At 66.4% G+C, this 20493-nt stretch carries 15 protein-coding genes and 1 riboswitch; of the genes, 2 read left to right on the top strand and 13 right to left on the bottom strand.

Going from position 1 to position 20493, the window contains the following annotated elements; all coding sequences use genetic code 11:
• Positions 1 to 155: 155 nt before the first annotated feature.
• From L5014_RS24295 to L5014_RS24250, 10 genes are all read right to left on the bottom strand, one after another.
• Entirely contained in the window at positions 156 to 428 is a 273-nt protein-coding gene (locus tag L5014_RS24295; protein WP_238466350.1) for an STAS domain-containing protein, read from the bottom strand.
• Positions 425 to 1057, bottom strand: a complete 633-nt coding sequence (locus tag L5014_RS24290) for an MlaC/ttg2D family ABC transporter substrate-binding protein (RefSeq protein ID WP_238466349.1) — start codon at positions 1055 to 1057, stop codon at positions 425 to 427. Before L5014_RS24290 ends, L5014_RS24295 begins: the two co-directional genes overlap by 4 nt.
• Before the next feature lie 177 nt (positions 1058 to 1234).
• A complete protein-coding gene (locus L5014_RS24285) occupies positions 1235 to 2314 on the bottom strand; it encodes an MlaA family lipoprotein (RefSeq protein ID WP_238466347.1) in 1080 nt (359 codons plus the stop codon).
• Positions 2315 to 2325: 11 nt separating this feature from the next.
• Positions 2326 to 2904 (bottom strand): outer membrane lipid asymmetry maintenance protein MlaD, encoded by a 579-nt coding sequence (gene mlaD / locus L5014_RS24280; protein WP_238466345.1) that lies wholly within the window; start codon positions 2902 to 2904, stop codon positions 2326 to 2328.
• Positions 2905 to 3015: 111 nt separating this feature from the next.
• Positions 3016 to 3792: a lipid asymmetry maintenance ABC transporter permease subunit MlaE gene (gene mlaE / locus L5014_RS24275; protein ID WP_238466343.1), complete on the bottom strand. Its 777-nt coding sequence runs from the start codon at positions 3790 to 3792 to the stop codon at positions 3016 to 3018.
• A complete protein-coding gene (locus L5014_RS24270; protein ID WP_238466341.1) occupies positions 3789 to 4610 on the bottom strand; it encodes an ABC transporter ATP-binding protein in 822 nt (273 codons plus the stop codon). The genes mlaE and L5014_RS24270 overlap by 4 nt, the downstream gene beginning before the upstream one ends.
• A gap of 180 nt (positions 4611 to 4790) precedes the next feature.
• A complete protein-coding gene (gene thiE, locus L5014_RS24265) occupies positions 4791 to 5900 on the bottom strand; it encodes a thiamine phosphate synthase (protein ID WP_238466340.1) in 1110 nt (369 codons plus the stop codon).
• Entirely contained in the window at positions 5900 to 6712 is an 813-nt protein-coding gene (locus L5014_RS24260; protein ID WP_238466339.1) for a thiazole synthase, read from the bottom strand. The genes thiE and L5014_RS24260 overlap by 1 nt, the downstream gene beginning before the upstream one ends.
• A 76-nt stretch (positions 6713 to 6788) precedes the next feature.
• Positions 6789 to 6986: a sulfur carrier protein ThiS gene (gene thiS / locus L5014_RS24255; protein WP_238466337.1), complete on the bottom strand. Its 198-nt coding sequence runs from the start codon at positions 6984 to 6986 to the stop codon at positions 6789 to 6791.
• A gap of 160 nt (positions 6987 to 7146) precedes the next feature.
• Positions 7147 to 8292 (bottom strand): FAD-dependent oxidoreductase, encoded by a 1146-nt coding sequence (locus L5014_RS24250; protein WP_238466335.1) that lies wholly within the window; start codon positions 8290 to 8292, stop codon positions 7147 to 7149.
• A 280-nt stretch (positions 8293 to 8572) separates the two neighbouring features.
• Positions 8573 to 8679, bottom strand: a riboswitch (TPP riboswitch).
• Between the two features lie 313 nt (positions 8680 to 8992).
• Between L5014_RS24250 and L5014_RS24245 the strand changes: the two genes are divergently transcribed.
• Both L5014_RS24245 and L5014_RS24240 read left to right on the top strand, forming a co-directional pair.
• Positions 8993 to 10750, top strand: coding sequence for an ABC transporter ATP-binding protein/permease (locus L5014_RS24245; RefSeq protein WP_238466334.1), 1758 nt, complete (start codon positions 8993 to 8995; stop codon positions 10748 to 10750).
• 606 nt (positions 10751 to 11356) lie between these two features.
• Positions 11357 to 12733: a D-amino acid dehydrogenase gene (locus L5014_RS24240; protein ID WP_238466332.1), complete on the top strand. Its 1377-nt coding sequence runs from the start codon at positions 11357 to 11359 to the stop codon at positions 12731 to 12733.
• A 106-nt stretch (positions 12734 to 12839) separates the two neighbouring features.
• On the opposite strand, the gene thpR is transcribed toward L5014_RS24240, so the two are convergent.
• The 3 genes from thpR to L5014_RS24225 form a co-directional block, all read right to left on the bottom strand.
• The gene (gene thpR, locus L5014_RS24235) at positions 12840 to 13385 is read right to left on the bottom strand and encodes an RNA 2',3'-cyclic phosphodiesterase (protein ID WP_238466331.1); all 546 of its coding nucleotides are present in this window, start codon (positions 13383 to 13385) and stop codon (positions 12840 to 12842) included.
• Positions 13386 to 13669: 284 nt separating this feature from the next.
• Positions 13670 to 15136, bottom strand: coding sequence for a glutamate synthase subunit beta (locus L5014_RS24230; protein WP_238466329.1), 1467 nt, complete (start codon positions 15134 to 15136; stop codon positions 13670 to 13672).
• 105 nt (positions 15137 to 15241) lie between these two features.
• Positions 15242 to 19942, bottom strand: a complete 4701-nt coding sequence (locus tag L5014_RS24225) for a glutamate synthase-related protein (protein WP_238466328.1) — start codon at positions 19940 to 19942, stop codon at positions 15242 to 15244.
• Positions 19943 to 20493: the final 551 nt, after the last annotated feature.

Genomic DNA, 20493 nt, shown 5'->3' with positions numbered 1-20493 from the left:
CCGGAGCAACGCCCAAAAAACGTTTGATTATAGGCCAAGTCGGTGAGCCCGACCTGGGCCCGGACTGGACTTGAATACGGAAGCGGCGGCGGGCGGCTATCGGCTTCGAGCAGCGCATTGGCGCTCGAGCGACGTGACCGCGAGGCCGCCGCGCGTCAATGTCGCTCGTGGAGGAGCGAGTCGACGCCGTAAGCGCGTGCGAGGGACGCGAGCGCGGCAGGAAGATTGAGTACGCTGAGCGTGACGCCGCGCTCGTGCGCGGCGCGCTGCCATGCGATGAGCACGGCAAGCGCGGAGGAGTCGAACTGCGTAAGCGGCGCGCAATCGACAGCGCTGGCGCCTGCCGAGATCTGCGCGAGACCCGCGGAGAGCGCGGCCTTCGCGCTCTCGTGGGTCAGCGTGGCGCCAGTGGCGAAGCGCTCGCTCACGAAGCGGCCTTACCCGAGGCGAGTTGCTGGTTACGTTGCGTGAGGAAGGTGATGAGTCCCTGCACGCCGCCCTGCTGGATCTTTTCCTGGAACTGCTGCTGGTACGCCTGGATCAGCCACGCGCCGAGCACGTTGATGTCATACACGCGCCAGCCTTGCGCCGTCTTGTACAGACGGTAGTCGAGCTCGATCGGCTGGCCGTTGTTCATGACGGTCGAACGGACCACCACGTCGGTGTCGTCCGGATTCGCGCGGAACGGCTTGTACTCGATCTGCTGGTCGCGCACCTGGGCGAGCGCGCCCGAGTACGTGCGGATCAGGAGCGTCTTGAACTGCTCGGTGACCTGTTGCTGCTGCTCGGGCGTCGCCGTGCGCCAGTTGCGGCCCATGGCGAGCTGCGTCGTGCGGCGGAAATCCGTGTACGGCAGGATCTTCTCGTTGACGAGCGCCGTGATCTTGTTGATGTCGCCGGACTGGATCGACTTGTCGCCCCTGATCTGGTCCATCACCTGCTGCGTGACCGTCTTGATCATCGCGTCAGGATTGTTGGTATCGACGGTTTGCGCGGACGCTGCGCCGGCAAACGCAAAAAACATGGCGAAAATCGGGTACAGAAAGAATTTTTTCATAGCGAATCCTGCAAGTTGGGGAACGACACCCCGTTGGAGGTCAACGATATCACGCGCGTTCCGGGACACCGAGTCAAAGAGTGCCAGGAAACTGCGACAAGCGTTTCAGCTTGTTACGTCAGACTTAAGCGCTACGAAGCAGCGGCCCGGCGCCACGCGCCGTGCCGGATATCGCGATCAATGCAAACGCAGCAGCCCCGGGGCGCCGATGCCAATGCGCGCCGGCGGAACGAACTGTTCGCCCGGCACAGCGGTATCGGACGCGCCTGTCGGCGCCTCGGTGCCCGAAGCCGGCGCGGGTGCCGAGGCCGGCGTTGCGACGCCTGCCGGGCCTCCCGGCGTGACCGTGCCGCTTTCGGGGTTGGCCGGCGCCATGCTGGCCGCCGTTGGCACGGCAGCACGCGCGGTGCCCGATGCCGGAACCGCAGGAGCGGCCGTACCTGATGTACCCGCAGCACCCGCCGCAGCGCCCGCCGCCGCGCCGGCTGCCCCCGCCGCTGCCGCACCTTCGTCGGGCTCACCGTAGTTCGGCAGCGGCGCGCCGTCGCCGTAATCAGGCACGTTGTTCGACGTGTGGCCGTCCGAGAGCAGGGAGTGGCGGCGCTGCAGATAGGCATTGCGCACGAACGAATATTTGTCGATCGCGGCACCTTCCAGCAGGTCGCTCGCGCCCAGCAGGTTCGCACGCGCGCTAACCACGTTCAGGCCGTAAAGGCCCCACGAGAGCGCCGGCGGATTCACATACGTGAGCGGATTGATGAAGTAGTTGCCGAGCATCCCCGCGCCGTCGCGCACGGTGCTCGGGCCGAACAGCGGCAGCACGAGATACGGGCCGGCCGGCACGCCGTAATGGCCAAGCGTGAGACCGAAGTCCTGGTTGTGCTTGGGCAGCTTGGCGAGCGACGCCACGTCGAACAGGCCGCCCACGCCGAAGACCGTGTTGATCACGATCCGCATGATGTCCTCGACACCGTCGGCGATCTTCAGTTGCAGCAGGTTGTTGGCTGCGTTGTAGACGTCGCCGATGTTCGCGAAGAAGTTCGTCACGCTGTCACGCACCGGCTGCGGCGTGACTTTCACGTAGCCCTTCGCAACTGGCTTGAGCGCGTACTGGTCGACCTTGTCGTTAAAGGTATAGACCGTGCGGTTGAAGCCTTCCCAGGGATCGTCCTTCGACGGCGTCTGCACCGTCGAACATGCCGTTAATGCGAGCGCCGTAACCCCGACGGTGATCGCGCGCATGCGAGTGGTCATCATCTTTTTTCTCCTTATTGCGGCGCCGCGCCCGAGCCGGCCGGTGCGAGTGTCGGTGCCGGCGCGGCGCTCTCGCCGCCAGCCCCGCTTGCAGCGGCGTTGCTTGCGCCATTGCCAGACTTCGAAGCCCCCGAATCGGCGGCCTTGCTATAGAGGAACTGACCGATCAAATTTTCGAGCACGATCGCCGATTGCGTCATCGAGATAGTGTCGCCGGCCTTGAGCATTTCGGTATCGCCGCCCGGCTCCAGCCCGATGTACTGCTCGCCGAGCAGGCCCGAGGTCAGGATTTTCGCCGACGAGTCCTTCGGAAACTGATATTGCTGGTCGAGGTTGATCGTAACGAGCGCCTGATAGGTGTTCGAATCGAAGCCGATAGACGCCACCCGGCCCACGGTCACGCCCGCGCTCTTCACGGGCGCGCGCGGCTTGAGTCCGCCAATGTTGTCGAATTTGAGCTTGACCGGGTAGGTCGGCTGGAACGAAAGCGAGCTCATGTTGCCGGCCTTCAGCGCGAGAAACAGCAGCGCAATGAAGCCCAGCACCACGAACAGGCCGACCCAGAAGTCGAGAGCAGTCTTTTTCATCGTCATCCCAATGAGAATCCGTTGCGGCGGCGCCACGCACGAGGCGCCTGCCGCACAGCCCGGGCGCCTCGCCGTTCGTTACGACGGCGGGCACCCGCGCCTTATGAACATCAGCGCTTAGCTGAACATCAGCGCGGTGAGCAGGAAGTCGAGGCCCAGCACCGCGAGCGACGCGTACACGACGGTCCTGGTGGTCGCGCGCGACACGCCTTCTGGCGTGGGCTTGGCCTCGTAGCCCTGATACAGCGCGGTGAACGTGACTGCGAAGCCGAACACGATGCTCTTGATCACGCCATTGCCCACGTCGGCCCAGACGTCCACGCCGCCTTGCATCTGCGACCAGAACGCGCCCGCGTCCACCCCGATCAGCAGCACACCCACCACGTAGCCGCCCAGAATGCCGACCGCGCTAAAGATGGCCGCCAGAATGGGCATGGCGATCACGCCCGCCCACATGCGCGGCGCCACGACGATGCGCACCGGGTCGACCGCCATCATTTCCATGGCCGTGAGCTGCTCGCCCGCCTTCATGAGGCCGATTTCGGCCGTGAGCGAGGTGCCCGCGCGGCCCGCGAACAGGAGCGCCGTGACGACGGGGCCGAGCTCGCGCACGAGCGAGAGCGCGACGAGCAAACCGAGCGCCTGCTCGGAGCCGTAGCGGTTGAGCGTGTAGTAGCCCTGCAGGCCCAGCACGAAGCCGACGAAGAGGCCCGACACCGCGATGATCAGCAGCGAATAATTGCCGACGAAGTGGACTTGCTTCGTGACAAGACGCGGGCGGCGCAGCAGCGGGAAAAACTCCAGCACGAGGCGCACGAAGAAGCGCGTGGCATGGCCCGCGCGCGCGATCGAGTCGAGGACCGCGCGGCCGAGCGAACTGATGGCGCCGGTCATGAGCGGCCTCCGCCGATGCCGAAGTCCGCGTCGAGCGGCACGTTCGTTGGGTAATGAAAGCGAAACGGGCCGTCCGGCGCGCCGTCAATGAACTGGCGCACGATCGGGTCGGTCGAGGCGCGCAGCTCGGCAGGCGTGCCTTCCACCTGCACGCGGCCGTTCGCGAGGAAGTACACGTAGTCGGCAATTGCGAACGATTCGGGCACGTCGTGCGTGACGAGGATCGACGTGGCGCCGAGCGCATCGTTCAGCGTGCGGATCAGGTTCGCGGTGATGCCGAGAGAAATGGGGTCGAGACCGGCAAACGGCTCGTCGTACATCATGAGCTCGGGGTCGAGCGCGATCGCGCGCGCCAGCGCCACGCGCCGCGCCATGCCGCCCGAAATTTCCGAGGGCGCGAGGTCGCGCGCGCCGCGCAGGCCCACGGCGTTGAGCTTCATGAGCACCAGGTCGCGGATCAGATCTTCGGGAAGGTCGGTGTGTTCGCGCAGCGCGAAAGCGACGTTCTCGAATACCGACATGTCGGTGAACAGCGCGCCGAACTGGAACAGCATGCCCATCTTTCGGCGCAGCGCGTACAGGCCTTCGCGCGATTGCGCGCCGATATCCTGACCGTGGAACAGCACCTGGCCGCGCTGGGCGCGCACGAGGCCGCCGATCAGGCGCAGCACCGTGGTTTTGCCGCCGCCCGAGCCGCCCATGACCGCGACCACCCGACCGCGCGGAAAGCGCATGTTCAGGCCGGACAGGACGAGCCGGTCGCTATAGCCGAAGTCGACGTCGCGCAGCTCCAGAAGGGTCTCAGAGTTTGAGGGCACGTAGCAGGCAGTCCATTTACACGAAGGCGGGATTATAGGGCCATCGTACGAATGCTGCCGTGACACGCCCCAGCCCCTTGACGCAAGTCGGGTAACCTCGGGGCTCCACGGCTCGCGCCTCGCCGCCGACCGGCCGGCCCCGAGCGAATCGGGAGCGCGGCCGGCGGCGAGGCGGGCCAATTATTGCGTAAACGCGTTACGCAGCGCAGCAACGGCCGCAGCCGGGTCGGCGGCCTCGGTGACAGCGCGCACGACCGCCGCGCTGGGTGCGCCGGTCGCGAGCACTGCGGGCAACGCAGCGAAGTCGATACCGCCGATCGCGACCATCGGCACCACGCCGTCGAGCAACTTCACATAGCGCGCGAGGCGCGCGAGCCCTTGCGGCGCGGTCGGCATGGCCTTGGTCGTGGTGGCGAACACGGCGCCGCACGCGATATAGCTCGGCCGGAAATGCAGCGCCGTGAGCATCTCGTAATAGCCGTGCGTCGAAAGGCCCAGGCGGATGCCCGAGGCGGCGAGCGCATTCAGATCCGCTTCGCGCAGATCCTCCTGGCCCAGGTGCACGCCGTAGGCGCCCGCGGCCATCGCCGCCTGCCAGTGGTCGTTGATGAACAACTGCGCGTCATGCTTGCGACCCGCCGCCACGCAGCGCTCGATCTCTTGCGTAAGCGCTGCGGACTTCGGCTGCTTGCTGCGCAGCTGCGTGGTCTTCACGCCGTAGTCGAGCACGCGCTCGACCCAGTCGGCGGTGGGCAGCACGGGATAGAGGCCGAGCTTCGCCGGGCACGGCGCGAACGGCTGTGCAGGTGCCGCCGGCAGGCCGAGCACGCGCGGGAATCGGGCGATATCGACGGGCCATGCGTCGGCCTGCTGCTCGTCGCCGTCGCGCCAGGCGAGCGCCAGCACGAGCGCGTCGTGCGGGTCGAAGCCGCAATCGAGAAACGCCGCCAGCGCCGCAATCCAGTCTTCCGCGAGTGCGCCTTCGAGGGCGTAGCGCTCGCCGCCCAGATGCAGCGTCGCGCGTCCCGCCGCAGTCGTGCCAGCGGCCTCGATCACGCCCGCGCCATCGGTCATCCAGCGCGCGATGTTGGCGAGATGCGGTCCGGCGTCGGTCACGACGATCAGGTCGCCGCCATTGGGCGTATCGGGCGGCGTCAAGCAGATGCGCCACGGCGCATGGGTAGGCTGCCAGTCGCCGAGGCGCGCGCGAATGCGCTCCGCCGTTTCGGTGAGCTCGTCAGCGGGCGGCCAGAACAGCTCGCGGTCCTTGAGTCGCAGCGTTTGGGTCATTACTTGCCTCCGTCCTGATGCCAGAACGGCATGCCGACTACCGGCGTGCTCGCCACCGCCGCCTCGCGCTCGGCCATCGGCCCGGCGAGAAACGCGGCGCGGCCCGCCTCGACGCCCAACGCGAATGCACGCGCCATCGCTTCGGGGTGCGTGGCCTGCGCCACGGCCGTGTTCAGCAGCACGCCGTCGAAGCCCCACTCCATCACTTGCGCCGCATGCGACGGGAGACCCAGGCCCGCGTCGACGATGAGCGGCACGTCGGGCAGCCGCTCGCGCAGCACACGCAGACCGTACGGATTGATGACCCCCTTGCCCGTGCCGATGGGCGCGCCCCACGGCATCAGCGCCTCGCAGCCCGCGTCGAGCAGACGCCGGCCGATCACGAGGTCCTCCGTGCAGTACGGCAGCACCTTGAAGCCGTCCTTCACGAGACGCGAGGCGGCTTCGATCAGGCCGACCGGGTCCGGCTGCAGCGTGTAGTCGTCGCCGATCAGTTCGAGCTTGATCCAGTCGGTCTCGAAGACTTCGCGCGCCATGTGCGCCGTCGTCACCGCCTCGTTGACAGTGAGGCAGCCCGCCGTGTTCGGCAGGAACGGCACGCCGTGGCGCTTGAGCAGATCGAAGAAACCGGCTTCGGCGGTGCCGTCGTTCATCTGGCGGCGCAGCGCGACGGTGATCATGCCGGGGCGCGCGGCCTCCATCGAATCGGAGAGTGCTTGCAGCGACGGATAGCGCGAGGTGCCGAGCAGCACGCGGCTCGCGAACGTTTCGCCGTACAGCGTGAGTGCGTCGGCGGTCTGGGTGGTGGTCATGGCGTAAATCCTGGGGCAGGTGGCAGCGAACGGGTAGCGCGCGGTGGCGAGTCAGGCAGCGGGATCGCGCGTGCGATCAGCCGCCGGCCACCGGGCTGACGACGTCGAGGCGGTCACCCGCCGAAAGCGTGCGTGCACCATGCTGGGTGCGCGTGACGAAATCGCCGTTCAAGGCAACGGCAAACGGCGGACGCGCGCCGAACGCGGTAAGCGCATCGGCGACGGTCGCGCCCTCGGGCAGCGAGAGCGGCTTCTGGTTGATCTGAATATCCATGGCGATTCGTCTGACTACGTTGTTTCCATCAAGGCGCGGGTCGTGCGCCTCGTCTCCTGTTTGCGGTGTCGCGCTGGCGTCCGTCGATATGTCCGGCCCGCAAGCGCACTCAATCAAGCGGCCTCGAGCGGACTCGAGCGGCCTCGAGCAGCTCAAGCGGTCAAGCGGGCTCGTGCTCGCCCTGCGCATGGCGAGCGTGCAGCATCGACGCCCAGTGCGATTCGCGCCGCAGCGCCTCGAAGGCGTCGGCATCGGCTAGCTGGCCCGCCAGTAGTGCCTGCGCCACCCGCGCCGCTTCGTCGGCCACGGCGGGCGCGATCATGAAGCCGTGCCGATAGAGGCCGTTCACGCGTAGCGTGTCGCCGCCACCCCGCCCGCCGTCCCAGATCAGCGCGGGACGATGGTCGGGCAGCGTCGGCCGGCACTGCGAGTTCAATTCGAGAATGCGCGCCTCGCCAAATGCCGGATGCACGGCGAACGCGGCGCTCAGCAACTCCAGCGCCGAGCGCACGCTCACGGGCGAGCGGTCCTCGCCCTCGATCTCGGTCGCTCCGATCACATAGAGATCGTCCTGCTTCGGAGCGATATAGAGCGGATAGCGCGGATGCAGCAGGCGCACGGGCCGCGTGAGGCCGATGCCCGGCGCGTGCACGCGCGCCACTTCCCCGCGAATGCCGCGCAGCGCCGGCAGCGCGGGCTTGGCGCCGAGCCCCCGGCAGTCGATCGTCACGCGTGCGCGCGGCAGGTTCGCATCGTCCACGCTCGTATGCCAGTGCGTTTGCACGCCGCGCTGCGCGAGGCCCGCGGCCAGCGCCGCCAGCGCCTGACGGTTGTCGAGCTGGCCTTCGCCTGCAAGCAGCCAGCCGCGCGCAAAGCGCCCGGCGAGCGCCGGCTCGGCGGCTTCGAGCTGCGCGCCTTGCAGCGTGGTGAAGTTGGCGTCGGCGAGCTCGCGCGGCGCGTTCGCGCGCACGCGGCGCTCGAACAGCGGCGCCTCGGTGCGGTCGGCGTGATGCCAGACCACGAGCGTGCCGTTGCGCTGGAAAAACACGGGCTCGGGCAGCTCGGCGAGAATGTGCGGCCATGTTTCGAGCGAGGCGACGCCTAGCTCGGTGATCAACAGTTCGGCGACGGCTGCCTCGGCCAGCGGCGCGAGCATGGCGGCCGCGATCCAGGCGGCCGACTCCTCGCCCTCGGGCCCGCCGCGCTCATAGAGCGCCACGCGATGCCCCGCGCCGGCGAGGCGCCACGCGACAAGACGCCCGCATAGCCCGCCGCCAAGCACGGCGAAATCAGGTATGGCAGACACCGCGCGCGCGGACGCCTGAGCGCCGGTCGAAACCGGGGAATGATCAGAATAAGGTGCAGAAGAGGCGGTCATCGTATCCTTTCCGTACGGCAAACAAGCATGCGTACCCAAGGACGAAACCGGCTGGCAAGGCCGGCCGTGCAAACGACGTGAAGCGCAAACCCGACATGCGCGGCACGTGCTGCCCGGCGGGAATCTGGACGCCTGAATAAACCTGGTCGAACGGCTGATCGAATCGTCCAACAGAATCGACCAACTCAATCGCCAACAACGGCGCCAGCAAGACTTTCCGGAAACTTCCCGCGCCGGTATTACCCGGATCGGGTGCGAAGGGTCTCTCTCAGCCTCACTCCGGCAAATGCCGGTGAAGCACCCCTGTTTCGTCAGCGGTCATTAGACCACAAAAGACGCGCCCGCCGCAAACCGCAGGGGACGGCAGGCTGTTTCTGCTCTGGCACAATGCCCAAACCGCCGCGAGCCGCCCAGCGTGCGCGGGCGGTGAGACAATGTCGCACCCCCGGCAGCACGCGATACGCAGTCGCTCGTGAAACGCCGTGCAACCCGCACAAAGCGCCCGGACGCCACGCGCGTGCCATTAAGCCTCGCTTAAGCGCCTCGGGACACAATCGCGACGCCACGGCGCTGCGTGCGGCGGGTATCGTCTATTCCGGCCGCGGGCCGGCACAACATCAGGACGCACATGACCAACCTCACTCCCCGCGCCACGCCGGATCAGAACGAGCATCACAAGATCACGGCGTGGAGTCTGATCAAGCCCTACTGGGTGTCCGAGGAACGCTGGATCGCCTGGGGCCTGCTGGTGGCGATCATCGCGATGAATCTCACCGTCGTGTGGATCAACGTGCGGCTCAACGACTGGAACCGCGACTTCTACAACGCGCTGCAAAACAAGGATGCGAAACAGTTCCCGCATCTGCTGATGATCTTCACCGGGCTCGCCTTCGGGTTCATCATCCTCGCGGTGTACGGACGGTATCTGCGCCAGATGCTCGGCTTTCGCTGGCGCCAGTGGCTCACCACCCGCTTCCTGAACGAATGGCTCGGCCAGGGCGCGTTCTACCGCATCGAGCGCGACCGCCTCGCCGACAACCCCGACCAGCGTATCAGCGACGACCTGCAATCGTTCGCCACCACCACGCTCTCGCTCACGCTCGATCTGCTTTCGACGGTCGTCACGCTGGTCTCCTTCATCATGATCCTGTGGTCGCTCGCGGGCGCGCTCACCTTCGCGCTGGGCGGCACGCCCATCACGATTCCGGGCTACATGGTCTGGGCCGCCGCGCTCTACGCCGTGTTCGGCTCGCTCGTGATCCAGAAGGTCGGCCATCCGCTCGTGTCGATCAACTACCAGCAGCAGAAAGTGGAGGCGGACTTCCGCTTCGGCCTGATCCGCCTGCGCGAAAACGCCGAGCAGATCGCGCTCTACGACGGCATGGACACCGAGCGCAACAATGCGCAAGGCCTCTTCCAGCACATCCGCGACAACTGGTGGCGCGTGATGAAGTACACGAAGCGCCTCACCTTCGTGCTGAGCTTCTACGGTCAGATCGCCATCATCTTTCCGATTGTCGTGGCCGCGCCGCGCTACTTCGCGGGCGCCTTCACCTTCGGCGTGCTGATGCAGATTTCGCAGGCGTTCGGCACCGTGAGCGATTCGTTCTCCTGGTTCATCAACAGTTACTCCACCCTTGTCGAATGGCGCGCCACGGTGAATCGTCTGCGCGAATTCGGACGTGTGGTGCACTCGCCGCGCCTGAAGGAAAGCGTCTCGCCCGCCACCGAGCACGGCGGCATCAACCTGCACTACATCGACAACGACACGCTCTGCACCGAGCATCTCAGGCTCGCGCTGCCCAACGGCACGCCGCTCTCCGAGGTGCGCGACATCGCTATCAAGCCAGGCTCGCGCTGGCTCGTGCGCGGCCCGTCGGGCGCGGGCAAGAGCACGCTGATCCGCGCGCTCGCGGGCCTCTGGCCGTTCGGCGAAGGCTCGATCGACGCGCCCGTCGACGCGCGCATGATGTTCATCCCGCAGCAGAGCTACCTGCCGATCGGCACGCTCAAGGCCGCGCTCACCTACCCCTCGCCCGCCGACGACTACAGCGACGAAGACTGCCGCGAGGCGCTGCGCGCATGCCGCCTGGAAGACTACCTGGAGCGCCTGCACGAGTCGGCGCACTGGACTCGCGTGCTCTCGCCGGGCGAGCAGCAGAGGCTTGCGGGCGCACGCGTGCTGCTGCACAAGCCCGACTACCTGTTCCTCGACGAAGCAACGAGCGCGCTCGACCCCGACAACGAAAGCCGCCTCTACAAGCTCTTCATGGAGCGCCTGCCGAAGTCGGCGATCGTGAGCGTGGCGCACCGCGAGTCGCTCGCGGCTTACCACCACGAGACGCTCGATATCGAGCGCATGCCCGAAGAGCGGGTCGCGGCGTGAGTAGGGCCGGCGTAGATACGCGCGCCGGGCGCGTCGTCCTGATCACGGGCGCGGGCTCCGGCATTGGCGCTGCGCTCGCGCGGTGCCTGGCCGCCCCGGCGTCGCGCTGATGCTGCATGCGCGCGGCGACGGCGGCCTGGCGCCAGGTTGAGCGCGCCCAGCCGGGCCTCTCCCGCTTCACCAAACACCCAGCTTTCATCTCCCCTGACCGCGACAGCCTGTCGCACCGTAAAATAGCGCCGTTCGAGCGCCTGCAGCGGCACCCGACGCGGGCCGGGACAGGCCCGGGCGGGCCCAAACGTACCTGATGCACCTTGGTGCACCAAGTGCATTCGATGCGCCTGACGTGCCCGACGTGTCTTATGCACGCTGCGCATTACCCATCCCCGCTGCCCGATGTGCCGGACACCGCATGCGCAACTCGCCGCTTCATGGCCCGATGGCCTCGCGAGTCGTTGCGCGAACAACAAATATTGGGGACAACGCGATGGGATCTTTTCAGTGGTTCAGGGAGCCGAACGAGCGCGAACGGCGCACGCCCCACTGCACAATGAACCCGAACGTGCTGCAATACCCTTCGTCCCCGTCTCACTCACTGCGACCGGCATGAAAACGATCGTCCTCGGCGCCGGCGTGATCGGCGTCGCTACCGCGTATTACCTGAGCGAACGGGGCTGCGACGTCACGGTTATCGAGCGCGAGCCGGGCGTCGCGCTCGGTACGAGCTTCGGCAACGCCGGCGTGATCGCGCCAGGGTACGTCACGCCCTGGGCCGCGCCGGGCATGCCGGCCAAGCTCGTCAAGTACCTGCTCAAGCCCACCTCGCCGCTCATCTTCCGGCCTACGCTCGACGCCGCGCAATGGCGCTGGATCGCGCGCTGGCTGCGCGAATGCGACCTCGAACGCTTTCGCGTGAACAAGCAGCGCATGCAGCGCATCGCCTACTACAGCCGCACCTGCCTGCACGCGTTTCGCGCGCAGCACGCGTTCGAGTACGGACGCAGCCAGGGCTACCTCCAGCTCTTTCGCAGCGACTACGACCTCGAGCTCGCCCAACCGGCGCTGGGCGTGCTGCGCGACGCGGGCATCGTCTATCGCGAGCTGGACGCCGCGGGCTGCGCGCAAGTCGAGCCGGGCCTCGCGTGGTCGCGCACGAAACCCGTGGCCGGCGTCTATCTGCCCGACGACGAAGCCGGCGACTGCGCGCGCTTCACGCGCGAGTTGCGCGCCGTGTGCGAGCGGCGCGGCGTGAAGTTCGTCTTCGACACCGAAGTGCTCGCGCTCGAAGCCACCGGCGGCACGGTGAGCGGGGTGCGCGTGCGGCCCGTGCCCGGGCGGCGCACGGCGAACAACCGCCGCGAGCTGCGCGAGCAGCGGCGCGAACAACGCCGCGCGCCCGCCGAAGTGCTGCGCCCCGCCGACTTGAACGAGGTAGCCGATGCCGAGCCGCAGACGCTCGCCGCGGACGCCGTCGTGGTCGCGCTCGGCGTGGAGAGCGCGGCGCTCGTCGCGCCACTTGGCGTGCGGGTGCCGCTTTATCCGGTGAAGGGCTATTCGGCCACGCTGCCCGTGGTCGACGAGCAAAAGGCGCCGCGCGCCGCGCTCATGGACGAGTCGCTCAAGACGGCCATCACGCGCTTCGGGCCTTATCTGCGTGTGGCCGGCACGGCCGAGATCGGCGACCACCGCACGACACTGCGCGAGCAGGCGCTGCACACGCTCATGAAAGTGCTCGATGACTGGTTCCCGCATGCCGCCACGCCCTCTTCCGCGCAGTTCTGGGTCGGGCGCCGGCCGATGATGCCCGACGGCGCGCCGCTGCTCGGCCACTCGGGCGTCCAGGGGCTCTGGCTCAACGTCGGCCACGGCTCGACCGGCTGGGCGATGTCGATGGGCTCGGGACGCGTGGTCGCTGACCTGATCGCCGGGGGCGCGCCCGAGATCGATCTCGACGGGTTGACGCTGGAACGGTATCGACGCTAGTTGCGACCGCGGCGCGAACCAGCGGTTAGCGGTGCCTGGGTCCGGCTCGGGTTCGGGTTCGGCTCAAGTGCTGCTTGCGGTGCCGGGCAAGCGAGCCGGCGACGGGCTAGACCGGCACGCTCGCCAGCGCCTCATAACGCGCGCCCTGTCGCGCCAGCGTGCTCGAATACAGCACGAGCGAAGTAAACCGCAGCGGCGGCAGCGCCTGAGCGCCCCCATCCGGCGGCGCTTCGCGCGCGTCGCGTGCGAAGCGCGCCAAGGTGATGTGCGGACGAAAAGCCCGTGCATCGAGCGGCAAACCCACCTCGCCCATCAAGGAGCGCACTCGCCAGTCGAGCGCCGTGAACGCCTCCGACATCGCCAGCACGGCCACCATCAGGCGCGGTTGCGCACACCCCGGCCAGCACTCGATCCTGGTGACGGGCGCGGGCGGCAGAGGCGCCGCGTGCGCGGCAAGACCCTGCGCAAGCGCTTCGCCCTGCACGAACGACATGGCGCCGATGAACGCCACGGTCAGATGGAGCTGCGCATAAGGCACGCGGCGCGCATTGACCGGCACGTCGAGCGCGGCGAGCGCATCGCGCGAGGGCGCGTCGGGTGCGAGGGCGACGAAGCAACGCCGCCATTGATCGATCTCGCGGGCTTCGGACATGATCGGCAAGCCTCGGGATGAGGAGCAACCGCCTCATGGTAGCGTGTCGGCGCCACGCGGTGCGCCCGTGACAACCCGCAGCGGGACGCGCGAACACGTGAAATATCGATGAAAAATCGACGAAAAAAAACCGGGCCACCCTCACGGGCGCCCGGCTTGACGTGTCGACCAGAGTGAGTGCTTCAGCACTTACTCTGGTCCCATGCACAGCTTGCTACTACTGCGTGTTGCTCTGTTGCAGCCAGCGAGGAACCCTCGCCGGCCTTAACCAACCTTAACCACCCTTAGCGCGGCAACTCCGAGCTGCCCATCAGGAACGCGTCGACGGAGCGCGCGCACTGACGGCCTTCGCGGATCGCCCACACCACGAGCGACTGGCCGCGGCGCATGTCGCCGGCGGTGAAGACCTTGTCGACCGACGTGTAGTACGCCTTCTCGCCCTCGGTCGAAGCGCGCACGTTGCCGCGCGCATCCTTCTCGACGCCGAACGCTTCGAGCACCGGCGAAACCGGCTGCGTGAAGCCCATGGCGAGCAGCACGAGATCGGCCTTCATTTCGAACTCCGAACCCGGCACTTCGACCATCTTGCCGTCCTTCCACTCGACACGCGCGGCAATCAGCTTCTCGACCTTGCCGTTCTTGCCTTCGAGGCGCTTCGTGGCGACCGCCCAGTCGCGCGAGCAGCCTTCCTCATGCGACGACGACGTGCGCAGCTTGATCGGCCAGTACGGCCACACGAGCGGCTTGTTCTCTTCCTCGGGCGGCTGCGGCAGCAGTTCGAACTGCGTGACGCTCTTCGCGCCGTGACGGTTCGACGTGCCCACGCAGTCGGAGCCCGTATCGCCGCCGCCGATCACGACCACGTGCTTGCCCTTGGCCAGCAGTTGATCGGGCAGTTTGTCGCCGGCGTTGACCTTGTTCTGCTGCGGCAGGAACTCCATCGCGTAGTAGATGCCCTGCATCTCGCGGCCCGGCACCGGCAGGTCGCGCGGCGTTTCCGAACCGCCCGCGATCACCACGGCGTCGAACTGTTCCTTCAGTTCGGCGGGCGTGATGGTCTGCTTGGCCGTGTTGCCGATATACGCGGGCAGCTCGCCCTTGCCGATGAACACGTTGGTGCGGAAGGTCGCGCCTTCGGCTTCCATCTGGCGCATGCGGCGGTCGATCAGCCACTTCTCCAGCTTGAAGTCGGGGATGCCGTAGCGCAGCAGGCCGCCAATGCGGTCGTTCTTCTCGAACACCGTCACGTCATGGCCGGCGCGCGCGAGTTGCTGCGCGGCGGCGAGGCCCGCGGGGCCCGAACCGACCACGGCAACCTTCTTGCCCGTCTTGTGCTTCGCGACTTGCGGCGCGACCCAGCCCTCGGCCCAGGCCTTGTCGATGATCGCGTGCTCGATCGACTTGATGCCGACCGGGTCGTTGTTGATGCCGAGCGTGCACGCCGATTCGCACGGCGCCGGGCAGATGCGGCCCGTGAACTCGGGGAAGTTGTTGGTCGAGTGCAGGACTTCGATCGCGCTCTTCCAGTCCTGGCGGAACACGAGGTCGTTGAAGTCCGGAATGATGTTGTTGACCGGGCAGCCGTTGTTGCAGAACGGGATGCCGCAGTCCATGCAGCGCGCGCCCTGGACCTTCGCGTCGGCGTCGGAGAGCGCCGCGACGAATTCCTTGTAGTGCTTCACGCGCGTGAGCGGTGCTTCGTACGCCTCATGCTGGCGCTCGAACTCGAGAAAACCGGTTGCCTTACCCATTTGGTTCTCGTCTATCTCTATCTAATTCAGTGAGGGGACCGCGCCCGCCGCTGCATCTTCAAGGTGCGCAGCGGGCGCTTCGTCGTTCAGTCGTCGTCGCGTGAATCAGGCGGCCAGTTCTTCCTGGTTCGCCTTCTTCGCACCGAGCTCGCTCAGTGCGCGCTTGTATTCCGTCGGGAACACCTTCACGAACTGGCGGCGCGCCGCATCCCAGTTTTCCAGCAACGCCTTCGCACGCGGCGAGCCGGTGAACTGGAAGTGACGCTCGACGAGTCCCTTGAGCAGCACTTCGTCGGTCTGGCCCGTGTGCCACAGTGCGCGGTCCACGGTGCGCTCCTGCTCGGCCTGTTGCAGGACCGGGTCGAGCGCGACCATCGACTTGTTGCACTTGTTAGCAAAAGAGCCGTCCGGGTCGTACACGTAGGCGATGCCGCCCGACATGCCGGCCGCGAAGTTACGGCCCGTTTCGCCGAGCACGACCACCGTGCCGCCCGTCATGTACTCGCAACCGTGGTCGCCCGTGCCTTCCACGACCGCCGTCGCGCCCGAGTTACGCACCGCGAAACGCTCGCCCGCCACGCCGCGCAGGAAGGCTTCGCCTTCGAGTGCGCCGTACAGCACCGTGTTGCCGCAGATGATGTTTTCTTCGGACTTGCCACGGAAATCGTTAGTCGGACGAATGATGATGCGACCGCCCGAGAGGCCTTTGCCCACGTAGTCGTTACCGTCACCGACCAGATCCAGCGTGATGCCGCGTGCGAGGAACGCGCCGAAGCTCTGGCCCGCCGTACCCTTCAACTGGATATGGATCGAGTCGTCGGGCAGACCGTCGTGACCGTACTTCTTCGCGACCATGCCCGAGAGCATCGCGCCCACCGTGCGGTTCACGTTGCGCACCGGCTGGATGAACGAGACGTGCTCGCCGCTTTCGATCGCGGCCTTCGCCTTCTCGATCAGCGTGTGATCGAGCGCGCGGTCCAGGCCGTGGTCTTGCGTGTCGACGTGCTTCGTCGCGACTTCCGCGCCCACTTGCGGCTGATAGAACACGCGCGAGAAGTCGAGACCCTTCGCCTTCCAGTGCTCCACGCCCTTGCGGGTATCGAGCAGATCGGCGCGGCCGACCAGATCGTCGAACTTGCGAATACCCAGTTGCGCCATGATTTCGCGCACTTCTTCAGCGATGAAGAAGAAGAAGTTGACGACGTGCTCGGGCTGGCCCGAGAACTTCGCGCGCAGCACCGGATCTTGCGTCGCGACGCCGACCGGGCAGGTATTCAGGTGACACTTGCGCATCATGATGCAGCCCTCGACGACGAGCGGTGCCGTCGCGAAGCCGAATTCATCGGCGCCGAGCAGCGCGCCGATCACCACGTCGCGGCCCGTCTTCATCTGGCCGTCGGCCTGCACGCGAATGCGGCCGCGCAGCTGGTTCAGCACCAGCGTCTGCTGGGTTTCAGCGAGGCCAAGTTCCCACGGCGTGCCGGCGTGCTTGAGCGATGAGAGCGGCGAGGCGCCCGTGCCGCCGTCATGGCCGGCGATCACGACGTGATCGGCCTTCGCCTTGGCGACGCCCGCGGCCACCGTGCCCACGCCCACTTCCGACACCAGCTTCACCGAGATCGACGAAACCGGGTTCACGTTCTTCAGGTCGTGAATGAGCTGCGCCAGGTCTTCGATCGAGTAGATGTCGTGGTGCGGCGGCGGCGAGATGAGGCCCACGCCCGGCACCGAGTAACGCAGCTTGCCGATGTACTCCGAAACCTTGTGGCCCGGCAGCTGACCGCCTTCGCCCGGCTTCGCGCCCTGCGCCATCTTGATCTGGATCTGGTCCGCCGACGACAGATATTCCGCCGAGACGCCGAAGCGGCCCGACGCCACCTGCTTGATCTTCGAGCGCAGCGAGTCGCCATCCTTCAGCGCGATGTCCGTCACGACTTCGGGGCCGATGATCGAGCGCATCGTGTCGCCGTTCTTGATCGGAATGCCGCGCAGTTCGTTGCGGTAGCGCTTGTCGTCTTCGCCGCCTTCGCCCGTGTTCGACTTGCCGCCGATGCGGTTCATCGCGACGGCGAGCGTGGCGTGCGCTTCCGTGCTGATCGAGCCGAGCGACATCGCGCCCGTGGCGAAGCGCTTGACGATTTCCTTGGCCGGCTCGACGTCGTCGATCGAGATCGCGCGCATCGGGTCGAGGCGGAACTCGAACAGACCACGGAACGTCATGTGACGCTTCGTCTGGTCGTTGATGAGGTGCGCGTATTCCTTGTACGTCTGGTACGAGTTGCTGCGCGCCGAGTGCTGGAGCTTGGCGATCGCGTCTGGCGTCCACATGTGGTCTTCGCCGCGCACGCGGTAGGCGTACTCGCCGCCCGCGTCCAGCATGTTCGCGAGCACCGGGTTGTCGCCGAACGCATCGCGGTGCATGCGAATCGCTTCTTCGGCCACATCGAACAGGCCAATGCCGCCCACCTTCGATGCCGTGCCCTTGAAGTACTTCTGCACGAGCTCGTCGGCGAGGCCGACCGCTTCGAAAATCTGCGCGCCCGTGTACGACATGTACGTGGAGATGCCCATCTTCGACATCACCTTGAGCAGGCCCTTGCCCACTGCCTTGGTGAAGTTGTAGACGGCCTTCTCGCCCGACAGATCGCCCTTCAGGCCCTGCGCCATCTGCGCGAGCGTTTCCATCGCGAGGTACGGGTGCACGGCTTCCGCGCCGAAACCGGCGAGCAGCGCGAAGTGGTGCGTTTCACGCGCCGCACCCGTTTCCACGACGAGACCCGTGCTCGTGCGCAGGCCGTGCTGCACGAGGTGCGAATGGATGGCCGAGGTGGCGAGCAGCACCGGAATCGCGACGTTGTCGCGGTCCGCCCGGCGGTCCGAGACGATCAGGATGTTGTAGCCCGACTTAACCGCATCGACGGCTTCCGCGCACAGCGATGCGAGACGCGCCTCGATGCCTTCCTTGCCCCAGGCCACCGGATAGCAGATGTTCAGCTCGTAGCTGCTGAACTTGCCGCCCGTGTACTGCTCGATCGCGCGGATCTTCGCGATGTCCTTGAAGTCGAGCACCGGCTGCGACACTTCGAGACGCATCGGCGGGTTGATGTTGTTGGTGTCGAGCAGGTTCGGCTTCGGGCCGATGAACGACACGAGCGACATCACCATGTTCTCGCGGATCGGGTCGATCGGCGGGTTCGTGACCTGCGCGAACAGCTGCTTGAAGTAGTTGAAGAGCGTCTTGTTCTTGTTGGACATGACCGCCAGCGGCGAGTCGTTGCCCATCGAGCCGACGGCTTCTTCGCCCGACATCGCCATCGGCGCCATCAGGAACTTGAGGTCTTCCTGCGTGTAGCCGAACGCCTGCTGACGGTCGAGCAGCGCGGCGGCTTCGGCGCGCGCGGTCGCGACGTCTTCGGCCTTCGGCTCGATCTCGTCGAGCTTGATGCGCACGGCGTCGATCCAGCTCTTGTAGGGCTTCGCGTTGGCGAGGTTGTCCTTGAGTTCCTTGTCGTCGATGATGCGGCCGTGCTCCATGTCGATCAGGAACATCTTGCCCGGCTGCAGGCGCCACTTCTTGACGATCTTCGACTCGGGGATCGGCAGCGTGCCGGCTTCCGAAGCCATGATGACGAGATCATCATCGGTGACGATGTAGCGCGCCGGACGCAGGCCATTACGGTCGAGCGTCGCGCCAATCTGGCGGCCGTCGGTGAACGCGATGGCGGCGGGGCCGTCCCACGGCTCCATCATCGCGGCGTGGTATTCGTAGAACGCCTTGCGGTTCTCGTCCATCAGCGTGTGCTGTTCCCAGGCTTCCGGGATCATCATCATCATCGCGTGGACGAGCGGGTAGCCCGCCATCACCAGCAGTTCGAGGCAGTTGTCGAACGAAGCGGTGTCCGACTGGCCCGGGTAGATCAGCGGCCAGAGCTTGGGCAGGTCGTCGCCGAGCACGTGCGAGGCGATCGCGCCGGTACGGGCGTTCAGCCAGTTCACGTTGCCCTTCACGGTGTTGATTTCACCGTTGTGGGCGATCATGCGGTACGGGTGAGCCAGCTCCCACGCCGGGAAGGTGTTCGTGGAGAAGCGCTGGTGCACGAGCGCGAGCGCCGAGACGACGCGCTCGTCCTGCAGGTCGCGGTAGTACACGCCCACTTGGCCGGCGAGCAGCAGGCCCTTGTAGACGATCGTGCGCGCCGAGCACGACGGCACGAAGTATTCCTTGCCGTGCTTGAGCTTGAGCGCCTGGATGCGGTGGCTCGCGGTCTTGCGGATCACGTAGAGCTTGCGCTCGAGTGCGTCCGTGACCATCACGTCCTTGCCGCGGCCGATGAAGATCTGGCGGATCAGCGGCTCGCTCGCCTTCACGGTGGGCGAAATCGGCATGGCGTGGTCGACCGGCACGTCGCGCCAGCCCAGCACGACCTGGCCCTCTGCACGCACCGTGCGCTCGAGCTCCTGCTCGCACGCGAGACGCGAGGCATGTTCCTTCGGCAGGAAGATCATGCCGACGCCGTATTCGCCGTTCGGCGGCAGCGTCACGCCTTGACGCGCCATCTCTTCGCGATAGAAGGCGTCCGGAATCTGGATCAGGATACCCGCGCCGTCGCCCATTAGCGGATCGGCGCCGACGGCGCCCCGGTGGTCGAGGTTTTCGAGAATCTTCAGGCCTTGCTGAATGATTTCGTGGCTCTTTTTGCCCTTGATATGGGCGACGAAGCCGACGCCACAGGCGTCGTGTTCGTTTTGCGGGTCATACAGACCTTGCGCGGCGGGCACTGCCGCGCGCTGCGGGTGATCGTTCATGGGGACACCGTCCAAGAAAGGCCAGGCTGGCCGTTGATTCCGTACTTTTTTAATTTCCCGCCGCTTGCGCGACCGCTGTACGGCGTTGCGCGGGCGATGCTGGCTTCCCGCGTTGTGCGTCCAGGAGAGCCGAAAGGCGAATATACGCGACGAATCAAGCACATGCAAATAAATCAGCATGATCGAACCCCGATTACCAGGATGGTGCATCGCACATTCAATTTATTGGGGTCGCACCAAAATGAGGCGAAATAAAACGGCGTCCGCAGCCGCCGTTTTATTCATAACCCGTTGATCTTGAAGCAGATTAATGCGTCCCGGTGCCGGGCTTGTGTTCGTGATGCACCGGCGATGAACCGGTGCCGCTGCCGGAGCCAGACGATGTCGAGCCCGACGAATGCCCCCCTGTGCTACCCGGAGTTGTCCCTGGCGTTGCGCCAGAACCACTTCCCGAGTGCGTGCCGCCATGGCTCCCCGAATGCGTATCGGGTTGTGCCCCGGCGGGGGGCGCATAATTAGGGCTCGATTGACCGCCGGCATGAGGAGCGCCC

It is taken from the genome of Paraburkholderia tagetis (assembly GCF_022213065.1).
In the GTDB taxonomy this organism is placed as follows: domain Bacteria; phylum Pseudomonadota; class Gammaproteobacteria; order Burkholderiales; family Burkholderiaceae; genus Paraburkholderia; species Paraburkholderia tagetis.
This window is presented reverse-complemented; position numbering and strand designations above follow the sequence as displayed.